The 9,791-nt window shown below is 71.4% G+C and carries 8 protein-coding genes; all 8 read left to right on the top strand.

Annotated elements, in window-relative coordinates:
- Window positions 1-71 precede the first annotated feature (71 nt).
- The 8 genes from ACFW1A_RS04340 to ACFW1A_RS04305 all read left to right on the top strand — a co-directional run bounded on the left by ACFW1A_RS04340 (window position 72) and on the right by ACFW1A_RS04305 (window position 9,789).
- The gene (locus ACFW1A_RS04340; RefSeq protein ID WP_380403897.1) at window positions 72-755 is read left to right on the top strand and encodes a hypothetical protein; all 684 of its coding nucleotides are present in this window, start codon (window positions 72-74) and stop codon (window positions 753-755) included.
- A gap of 182 nt (window positions 756-937) precedes the next feature.
- On the top strand, window positions 938-2,578 hold the full coding sequence (locus ACFW1A_RS04335) for a hypothetical protein (RefSeq protein ID WP_380403894.1): 1,641 nt from the start codon (window positions 938-940) through the stop codon (window positions 2,576-2,578).
- Between the two features lie 81 nt (window positions 2,579-2,659).
- Window positions 2,660-4,252: a bifunctional lysylphosphatidylglycerol synthetase/lysine--tRNA ligase LysX gene (gene lysX, locus ACFW1A_RS04330; protein ID WP_380403891.1), complete on the top strand. Its 1,593-nt coding sequence runs from the start codon at window positions 2,660-2,662 to the stop codon at window positions 4,250-4,252.
- A 7-nt stretch (window positions 4,253-4,259) separates the two neighbouring features.
- A complete protein-coding gene (locus ACFW1A_RS04325) occupies window positions 4,260-4,418 on the top strand; it encodes a hypothetical protein (protein WP_380403888.1) in 159 nt (52 codons plus the stop codon).
- A gap of 166 nt (window positions 4,419-4,584) precedes the next feature.
- Window positions 4,585-5,112, top strand: coding sequence for an amino-acid N-acetyltransferase (locus ACFW1A_RS04320; protein WP_380403885.1), 528 nt, complete (start codon window positions 4,585-4,587; stop codon window positions 5,110-5,112).
- A gap of 139 nt (window positions 5,113-5,251) precedes the next feature.
- Window positions 5,252-5,602, top strand: a complete 351-nt coding sequence (locus ACFW1A_RS04315) for an Lsr2 family protein (RefSeq protein WP_380403882.1) — start codon at window positions 5,252-5,254, stop codon at window positions 5,600-5,602.
- Window positions 5,603-6,226: 624 nt separating this feature from the next.
- Complete coding sequence (locus tag ACFW1A_RS04310) at window positions 6,227-8,743, top strand: ATP-dependent Clp protease ATP-binding subunit (RefSeq protein WP_380403880.1); 2,517 nt, start codon at window positions 6,227-6,229, stop codon at window positions 8,741-8,743.
- A 182-nt stretch (window positions 8,744-8,925) separates the two neighbouring features.
- Window positions 8,926-9,789, top strand: coding sequence for an NAD(P)H-binding protein (locus ACFW1A_RS04305; RefSeq protein ID WP_380403877.1), 864 nt, complete (start codon window positions 8,926-8,928; stop codon window positions 9,787-9,789).
- The last annotated feature ends 2 nt before the right edge of the window (window positions 9,790-9,791 follow it).

Here is a 9,791-nt window from a genome sequence, read left to right as displayed (position 1 = left end):
GCCGGGGCCAACCGGGTCTGTCCTGCGCGAGGCTTCCGACAAATCGGATATTCCTCACGTAGTGTCAACTCATGCCTACGCCACACGGGTCCCGCGGCGGCATGGCCTTCAGCGCCGACGAAGTGCGCGTGCTGCGCCGTGCCCTCGCCCAGGCCCTCCACCCCACTGTCCCCGCCCAGCTGCCGCTGGGCGCCGACCTGGCCGCCCTCTGGGCGGAGGACGTCCAGGAGGCGTTGCGGCTGGCCGAGGCGATCGACGAGGCCGTCCAGGAGGGCGGCCGGCTGCGCGGTTTCCTGCTCGCCGAGCTGGTCCGCTACCGCGCGGCCCTGCCCGGGAGCGCCCGCGGCTACCTGGAACGCCTGGAGGAGGCCGTCACCGACGGTTACCTGCCCGAGCCCGACGACCTCTCCGCCCTTCGCGCCCTCGGCCGCCAGCCCTGCGGCCCGGCCGAACGCCACCGCCGCTCCCGGCTGGCCGGCCGGTGCCACGCACTGGCCGAGGCCGCCGTCCGCGAACGCCTGGAACGCGCGCCCCGCCACCTGATGGCCGTCCCCAGTCCCGCCCCCGCAGGAGGACCGATGCCCACCCCCGCCCCGGACCGCCCGACCCCGCGCGTCCCCACCCCCGCCGACCTCTTCGCCCGCCGCCCCAAGCCCCCCGCCACCCGCCCCGCCCCGCCGGAGCCGGACGAACCGGCGGACCTCGGGGACCTGGCGGACGAGCTGGACGAGGAGCTGGCCACCGGGACGGGGTGAGGGCGCTATGTCGACAAGGTGATGGTGGCGGACCTGATCGATGGTCACGATTTGCCAAACAAATGAGAAATTTGGCCGCCACCTGTCACCCAATGACCGTTTGCTCCCGACCTATCCGGCTGCCGGAAGCCTGCGCGTCGGCCTATGGTCCCCTCTGAACTTTCACAATTCAGGGGGGACCTGTGTTCTCAGCCCGCACCCGCCGGGTCGCCGTCGGCACCGCCGCGGCCGGCCTGCTGGCCGCCGTGGCCGCCGCCGTCCCGGCACACGCCGCCGGCACCTCGCTCCAGCTCGTCCTGCCCAACTCCGTGCAGCTCCCGCTGACGCCGCCGGCCAACCCGATGTCGGACGGGAACAGCCTGCTGAACGTGACCATCGGCACCGGCACCGCGACGATCCAGCAGGCCACGCTCACCTTCGACGCGAGCGCGCTGGCCGGCATCGCCGACTTCCACAGCCAGGGCTCCTGCACCGCCGGCGGCGCGGTCACCACCTGCCACGAGGACCACCTGCCGACCGGTGGGACCGGCATCGGCGACCACCTGTGGCTCACGGCCGCGCCGGGCGTCAAGCCGAACACCACCGGCGTGCTGCACGTCGCCCTCTCCTCCCCGGAGGCCACCGGCGCCACCGCCGACCTCAAGGTCACCGTCGGCGGGCCCGACCTGAAGGTCAAGGACCTGCCGGCGGTGTCCCACCTCAAGCCGGGCGACACGTTCTCCCCGGCGGTCGAGGTCGCCAACCTCGGTCCGGTGCCCACCACCAAGCTCTACGTGGAGTTCGTGCTGCCGGACGGCCTGGCGGCCGACCGGCGCGCCGCGAACTGCGTCTACGCGGACGCCCCGGCGGTCGCCACCGGCCCGCTCGACGCGCCCGGCAGCCAGCGACTGCCCAGCCGGACGCTGGCCGAGTGCATCGTGGACGCCACCGTCGCGCCCGGCGAGGTCTTCAGGCTGGACCCGGTGACGTTCGGGGTCACCAGGACCGCGCTGTACATGCTCCCCGCGATCTCCGTCTTCCCGACCGAGGACGCGCGCGGCGCCGAGTACCCGCACTGGGCGAAGCAGTACGGCATGCACGCGGGGACCGGCACCCCGCTGACCGCCACCCGGACCACCGACGACGCCCTGCTGCACGCCCCGCGCCGGGCCGGGGACGACGGGATCCGGGTCGACCTCTCCGCGGACAACACCGCGAACTTCGTCGCCCTCGGCAACTGGGCGCCGCAGGGCGACGGCAAGCAGGGCACCCTGACGGTCGGCCTGCGCAACGACGGCCCGGCCTCGGTCGTCTACGACGGCAGCGGCGACGACCCGGCCGACGTCAAGCTCGTGCTCCCGCAGGGCAGCACGGTGACCAAGGCGCCGGCCGACTGCTACGTGCTGGACAAGGCCGCCCCGCTGGTCTACGCCTGCCGCCCCTCCTACGTGGTCGCAGCGGGCAGCACGCACGGCTTCGACTTCCAGCTCAAGGTCGACCCGAGCACCTCGCCCACCGCGCAGGCCTACCTGGTGAGCGCCTACGAGCTCAGCAACCCCAAGGCGAGCACCCTGCAGTTCGATCCGAACCCGGCCGACAACTCGGTCCGGGTGAGCCTGGTCCAGGCCGCCCCGACGGCCACACCCAGCGCCTCCAGTGCCCCCGGCGAGGACTCCACCGACCCCGCCGTGGTGCACGCCGGTGACGACGGCAAGGGCCTCGCCTTCACCGGCGGCGGCTCGCACGCCGGCCTGATCGCCGGGATCGGCGGGGCCGCCGTGCTGGCCGGTGCCGGGGTGCTGCTGCTGGTGAACCGCCGCCGCAGGGCCGGCGAGCACGCCTGACGGACGATCCGCACCACCACTGCCCCGGTACCGGTCTCGGCCGGTGCCGGGGCAGTGCTCCGCGCTCGCTACCCTGGTGAGGTGAGCGACCAGAGCACCCTTCCCGCGACCGACGACCTTCCCGAGCAGATGCGTGTGCGGCGCGAGAAGCTCGACCGGCTCCGTGCCGCGGGCATCGACCCGTACCCGGTCGGCTTCCCCCGCACCACCAGCATCGCCGACCTGCGGGCCAAGCACCCGGACCTGGCGCCGGACACCGCGACCGGCGAGCGGGTGGGCGTCACCGGCCGCGTGGTGCTGGCCCGCACCGGGGGCAAGCTCTGCTTCGCCACCCTGCGCGACGGCACCGGCGACCTCCAGGTGATGTTCTCGCTGGACAAGCTCGGCGAGGAGCGGCTGGCCGCGTGGAAGGCCGACATCGACCTGGGCGACCAGGTGGGCGTCGAGGGCGAGGTGATCACCTCCCGCCGCGGCGAGCTGAGCGTGATGGTGGACGCCTGGGCGCTGACCGCCAAGTGCCTGCGCCCGCTGCCCGACAAGCACAAGGGCCTGACCGACCCGGAGGCGCGGGTCCGCCAGCGGTACGTGGACCTGATCGTCAACCCCGAGGCGCGCGAGATGCTCCAGCTGCGCACCAAGGTGATCCGCTCGATCCGCCGCACCTACGAGGACCGCGGCTACCTCGAGGTCGAGACGCCGATGCTGCAGCCGATCCACGGCGGGGCCAACGCGCGGCCGTTCGTCACCCACATCAACGCCTACGACATCGACCTCTACCTGCGCATCGCCACCGAGCTCTACCTCAAGCGGCTGGTGGTCGGCGGCGCCGAGAAGGTCTTCGAGATCAACCGGAACTTCCGCAACGAGGGCGCCGACGCGACCCACAACCCGGAGTTCACCGCGCTGGAGTCCTACGAGGCCTACGGCGACTACGACACCCAGGCCGAGCTGATCCGGGCGATCGTCGTCAACGCCGCCCGGGACGCGCTGGGCACCACCGTGGTGCGCGGCACCGACCCGCACGGGGTGGAGCACGAGATCGACCTGGCCGAGCCGTGGGAGGAGATCAGCGTCTACCCGGGCATCTCGGCCCGGATCGGCGCCGAGGTCACCCCGCAGACCAGCGTCGAGGAGCTGCGCGAGCTCTGCGACGGGGCCGGCGTCCCCTACGAGAAGGAGTGGGGCCACGGCCAGATCGTGCTGGAGATGATCGAGCGGCTGCTGGAGGAGAACGCGATCCGCCCGACCTTCCTCCGGGACTACCCGACCGAGGTCTCCCCGCTCACCCGCCAGCACCGGTCGGTGCCGGGCGTGGCCGAGAAGTGGGACCTGGTGATCTTCGGCACCGAGATCGGCACCGCCTACTCCGAGCTGATCGACCCGGTCGAGCAGCGGGCCCGCCTCACCGCCCAGTCGCTGCTGGCGGCCGGCGGCGACGTAGAAGCGATGCAGGTGGACGAGGACTTCCTGCGCGCCCTGGAGTACGCGATGCCGCCCACCGGTGGCCTGGGCCTCGGCGTGGACCGGCTGATCATGCTGCTCACCGGCAAGAACATCCGCGAGACCGTGCTCTTCCCGCTGGTGAAGCCCGAGGCCCGGAAGGCGGCCGGCAAGGCCGACGGGGCCGAGGACGCGGACGCCACCGAGGACGCCGACCCGACAGAGAAGGAGTGATGATCCGATGCAGTACGTCAGTGCGATCGTGCCGCCGCTGGTGATGGCGATCGGTTTCGGCTTCCTGGTGCGGGCCATCATCCGCAGCCAGGGCGGTGCCCAGAAGGGCAAGGAGGACGCCGCCGCCGAGGCGCTGGCCCGGGCCGCGAGCCGGCCGGCCGAGTAATCCCGCAAGAGGCGCCAGGCGCCCCCCCCGTTTCCGGGGCGGCGCCTGTTCCTTTATCGACAGGCCCGGCATCCCGGGCGCCCGAAAGGCCCGGCCGAAGCCGAAAGCGGCGCGCACGGGGGGACGCGATAGCAAGCCGCCGCGCCGGGCGCGATAGCGTCTCGCCATGGAGGTCACCATCCGCCGGGCGCGGACCAGTGATGTGCGGGCCGTGCGGCGGCTCATCGACGCCTACGCGCGCGACAGCATTCTGCTCGACAAGCCCACGGTCACACTGTTCGAATCCATCCAGGAGTTCTGGGTCGCCGAACGCGACGACGACGCCACAGTGGTTGCTTGTGGCGCGCTGCACGTGATGTGGGAGGACCTGGCGGAGGTCCGCACCCTCGCGGTGGACCAGTCCTGCCGCGGCCACGGGATCGGGCACGTCCTGTTGGAGAAGCTCTTGCAGACCGCGCGTTGGCTCGGTGTCCGTCGGATTTTCTGCTTGACGTTCGAGGTGGCCTTCTTCTCGAAACACGGCTTCGTGGAGATCGGGGAAACCGATGATGGTACGACAGACCCGGCCGTCATCGCTACGGAAGTGTATGAAGAACTCCTTCGCTCCTACGACGAAGGAGTCGCGGAGTTCCTCGACCTGGAGCGGGTGAAGCCCAACACCCTGGGCAACTCGCGCATGCTGCTGCACCTCTGATCGGCCACCGCGAAGGCACCCGCGACTTGCCGTACTGCGCTTGGGCCGGACCGGCCGAACAGAGCGGGGTTTGTGTTTTTCGAGAAAAGGCGGTTTCCTTTCCCTTAGGCATTGGGTCGTTAAGAGGAAAGGGAGTCCCGTGGCACAGAGGGTGCAGGTCATTCTTGAAGACGATCTCGACGGCGGTTCGGCGGACGAGACGGTGACGTTCGCCCTCGACGGCGTTGCCTACGAGATCGACCTGAAGTCCGGCAACGCGGAGAAGCTGCGCAACCTGCTCGCTCCGTACGTCGAAAAGGGCCGCAAGCAGAGCGGCCGGCTCACCAGCGCCCGGCGCACCGGCAGCCGCGGCACCGCGCGCCCGGCCACCGGCAGCGCGGACACCGCGAAGATCCGCACGTGGGCCAAGGACAACGGCTACAACGTCAACGACCGCGGCCGGGTCCCCAGCAACGTGCGCGAGGCCTACGAGGCGGCCAACGCCTCCTGACGGCCCCTGCCCCACCGGCAGGACCGGGCGCGGCCACGACGGGGCGCGGAGGGCACCCCTCCGCGCCCCGTGGCCGTCCGCCGACGGGCTGCGCGGGCCGGCTCCGGGGCCGGCCCGGGGCGGTGCGGCCGGTCGGTCCGGATCCCCGGTTGAACGCTCACGGACTGTGCAACGCTGGAACGACGGCACGGTCACGGCGTCCGGGCAACCCCTGCGCACCGGCCCCCCGTTCGGCCCTACCCCTGAACCCCCGTCACCCGGTCCCGACTCCGGGTGACTTCTCGCCGGGCGAACAACGCCACCGGGGAAACTGCACGAGAACAGTCGGAATTTCCGGTATGAATGCAGGTGGGACGGTCATCCGGGGGCCCTCGGGGTCGCCGGAGCGTCTGGGCCCGGAGCGTGTTCGCCATTGGCGTAGCGGCAAGTGGTGCATCGGCCGCACTGGCGGGAACACCGTCTCCCAGCACCAGGTTGGGAAGGGTGTCGGCTGGTCGCGCAGCTTGATTTCCCCGCATCCTGCGGGGAACCACGAGGGCCGCGCCGCTGAGCGGGACTAGCATGCGGAAGGACAGGGCGGGGACAGTCCCCGAACTGCCCGACCGCTCTGAGGAGCGATTAACGATGTTCGAGAGGTTCACCGACCGCGCGCGGCGGGTTGTCGTCCTGGCTCAGGAAGAAGCCCGGATGCTCAATCACAACTACATCGGCACCGAGCACATCCTCCTGGGCCTGATCCACGAGGGCGAGGGTGTCGCCGCTAAGGCCCTGGAGAGCCTCGGGATCTCTCTTGAGGCGGTCCGCCAGCAGGTCGAGGAGATCATCGGCCAGGGCCAGCAGGCCCCGTCCGGTCACATCCCCTTCACTCCCCGGGCCAAGAAGGTGCTGGAGCTCTCGCTGCGCGAGGCCTTGCAGCTCGGCCACAACTACATCGGCACCGAGCACATCCTGCTCGGCCTGATCCGCGAGGGCGAGGGCGTCGCCGCCCAGGTCCTGGTGAAGCTGGGCGCCGACCTGAACCGGGTGCGCCAGCAGGTCATCCAGCTGCTGTCCGGCTACTCCGGCGGCGGCAAGGAGTCGGCCACGGCCGGCGGGCCCGCCGAGGGCACCCCGTCGACCTCGCTGGTGCTCGACCAGTTCGGCCGCAACCTCACCCAGGCCGCCCGCGAGGCCAAGCTCGACCCGGTGATCGGGCGCGAGAAGGAGATCGAGCGGGTCATGCAGGTGCTGTCCCGCCGCACCAAGAACAACCCGGTGCTGATCGGCGAGCCCGGCGTCGGCAAGACCGCCGTCGTCGAGGGCCTGGCCCAGGCGATCGTCAAGGGCGAGGTCCCGGAGACGCTCAAGGACAAGCAGCTCTACACGCTGGACCTGGGCGCCCTGGTGGCCGGCTCGCGCTACCGCGGTGACTTCGAGGAGCGCCTGAAGAAGGTCCTCAAGGAGATCCGCACCCGCGGCGACATCATCCTGTTCATCGACGAGCTGCACACCCTGGTCGGCGCGGGCGCCGCCGAGGGCGCGATCGACGCCGCCAGCATCCTCAAGCCGATGCTGGCCCGCGGCGAGCTGCAGACCATCGGTGCCACCACGCTGGACGAGTACCGCAAGCACCTGGAGAAGGACGCCGCGCTGGAGCGCCGCTTCCAGCCGATCCAGGTGGCCGAGCCCTCGCTCCCGCACACCATCGAGATCCTCAAGGGCCTGCGCGACCGGTACGAGGCGCACCACCGGGTGTCCATCACCGACGCCGCCCTGGTCGCCGCCGCCACCCTGGCCGACCGGTACATCTCGGACCGCTTCCTGCCGGACAAGGCGATCGACCTGATCGACGAGGCCGGTTCCCGGATGCGCATCCGCCGGATGACCGCGCCGCCGGACCTGCGCGAGTTCGACGAGAAGATCGCCGAGGTCCGCCGCGAGAAGGAGAGCGCGATCGACGCGCAGGACTTCGAGAAGGCCGCCTCGCTGCGCGACGACGAGAAGCAGCTCCTGAACGCGAAGTCCAAGCGCGAGAAGGAGTGGAAGGCCGGCGACATGGACGTCGTCGCGGAGGTGGACGAGGAGCTCATCGCCGAGGTCCTGGCCACCGCCACCGGCATCCCGGTCTTCAAGCTGACCGAGGAGGAGTCCTCCCGCCTGCTGCGCATGGAGGACGAGCTGCACAAGCGCGTCATCGGCCAGAAGGACGCCATCAAGGCGCTCTCCCAGGCGATCCGGCGCACCCGTGCGGGCCTCAAGGACCCGAAGCGCCCCGGTGGCTCGTTCATCTTCGCCGGCCCCTCGGGCGTCGGTAAGACCGAGCTCTCCAAGACGCTGGCCGAGTTCCTGTTCGGCGACGAGGACGCGCTGATCTCCCTCGACATGTCGGAGTTCAGCGAGAAGCACACCGTCTCCCGGCTGTTCGGCTCCCCGCCCGGCTACGTGGGCTACGAGGAGGGCGGCCAGCTCACCGAGAAGGTGCGCCGCAAGCCGTTCTCGGTCGTCCTGTTCGACGAGGTCGAGAAGGCCCACCCGGACATCTTCAACTCGCTGCTGCAGATCCTGGAGGACGGTCGCCTGACCGACTCCCAGGGCCGGGTCGTGGACTTCAAGAACACGGTCATCATCATGACCACCAACCTCGGCACCCGGGACATCTCCAAGGGCTTCAACCTGGGCTTCGCGGCCACGGGCGACACCCAGTCCGGCTACGAGCGGATGAAGGCCAAGGTCGGCGAGGAGCTCAAGCAGCACTTCCGCCCCGAGTTCCTCAACCGCGTCGACGACATCGTGGTCTTCCACCAGCTGTCCGAGGAAGACATCATCCAGATCGTCGACCTCATGATCGACAAGGTGGACGCCCGGCTCAAGGACCGCGACATGGGCCTGGAGCTCAGCGTCGAGGCCAAGAAGCTGCTGGCCAAGCGCGGCTACGACCCGATCCTGGGTGCCCGTCCGCTGCGCCGCACCATCCAGCGCGACATCGAGGACCACCTCTCCGAGAAGATCCTCTTCGGCGAGCTGCGGGCCGGCCACATCGTGGTCGTCGGCGTGGAGGGCGAGGGCAAGGAAGCCAAGTTCACCTTCCGCGGCGAGGAGAAGTCGGCCGTCGCCGACACCCCGGCCGCCGTGGCGGCCACCGGTCCGGATCTGACCAAGTAACAGCTCCGCCCACCCGGCAGTCCCGCACTCCGGCCCCCTCGGTCCCGCACCGAGGGGGCCGGAGTCGTTCCCGGTGGCCGGAGCCGGCCCTTGACCCGGGCGGACCGCCACTGCGATGGTCGGTCTGACGGGTTGTCACATCTGTGGCCCCCGGGAAGCTGTGGGACGGGAGAGAAGACATCGTGATCGTGGTCACCGGCGCCACCGGCACCGTCGGATCGAGGATCGTGCGCGGGCTGCGCGAGCGGGGCGAGCAGGTGCGCACGCCGGTGCGCAACCCCGGCGCGGTACCCGCCGAGTGGGACGCGGGCGTCACCCCGGTGGCGGCCGACTTCACCGACCCGGCCTCGCTGGACGCGGCCCTGGCCGGGGCGACGGTGGTCTACCTGCTGGCCGGGGTGGACCCGCAGATGGCGCAGCACGAGCGGAACGTGATCGACGCCGCGGTGCGGGCCGGCAGCCACCCCCGGATCGTGCTGCAGGCCGCCTCCGGGGTGGACGGGCCGCACGAGGGCGTGCGCTTCCTGACCGCCCACGCGCAGGCCTGGGCGCACCTGCGGGCCAGCGGCCTGCCCTGGACGGTGCTGGCGCCCAACGGCTTCTACCAGAACTTCCTGCTGATGGCGGGCTCGGTGCGGGCCGGGCAGCTGTCGGTGCCGGGCGGCGGGGCGGCGGTCTCCTACGTGGACGCGGACGACGTGGCGGCCTGCGCCGTCGAGGTGCTGACCGGCGCCGGGCACGAGGGCGCGCTCTACACCCTGACCGGCCCGGCCGGGCTGACCCACGGGGAGATCGCCGAGCAGCTCGGCGCGGCGGCCGGGCACGAGGTGGCCTACGTCGCCGCCGAGCCGCAGGCGGCGCTGGCGTACATGCTCGGGGCCGGCTGGGACCCGTGGCGGGCCGAGGGGCTGGTCGAGCTCTACGGCTACTACGCGGCCGGGTCGGCCGCCGGGGTCAGCCCGGACGTCGCCGGGCTGACCGGCCGCGGGCCGCGCCCGCTGGCTGACTTCCTGGCCGTCAACGGCGGTGTGCTCCGCGGGGAGTGATC

It is taken from the genome of Kitasatospora sp. NPDC058965 (assembly GCF_042741245.1).
In the GTDB taxonomy this organism is placed as follows: Bacteria; Actinomycetota; Actinomycetes; order Streptomycetales; family Streptomycetaceae; genus Kitasatospora.
This window is presented reverse-complemented; position numbering and strand designations above follow the sequence as displayed.

What these genes read in the sequence shown, in the direction of transcription:
- ACFW1A_RS04340 (WP_380403897.1), top strand. Translation starts at nt 72, where the DNA reads ATGCCTACGCCACACGGGTCCCGCGGCGGCATGGCCTTCAGCGCCGAC.
- ACFW1A_RS04325 (WP_380403888.1), top strand. Translation starts at nt 4,260, where the DNA reads ATGCAGTACGTCAGTGCGATCGTGCCGCCGCTGGTGATGGCGATCGGT.
- ACFW1A_RS04320 (WP_380403885.1), top strand. Translation starts at nt 4,585, where the DNA reads ATGGAGGTCACCATCCGCCGGGCGCGGACCAGTGATGTGCGGGCCGTG.
- ACFW1A_RS04310 (WP_380403880.1), top strand. Translation starts at nt 6,227, where the DNA reads ATGTTCGAGAGGTTCACCGACCGCGCGCGGCGGGTTGTCGTCCTGGCT.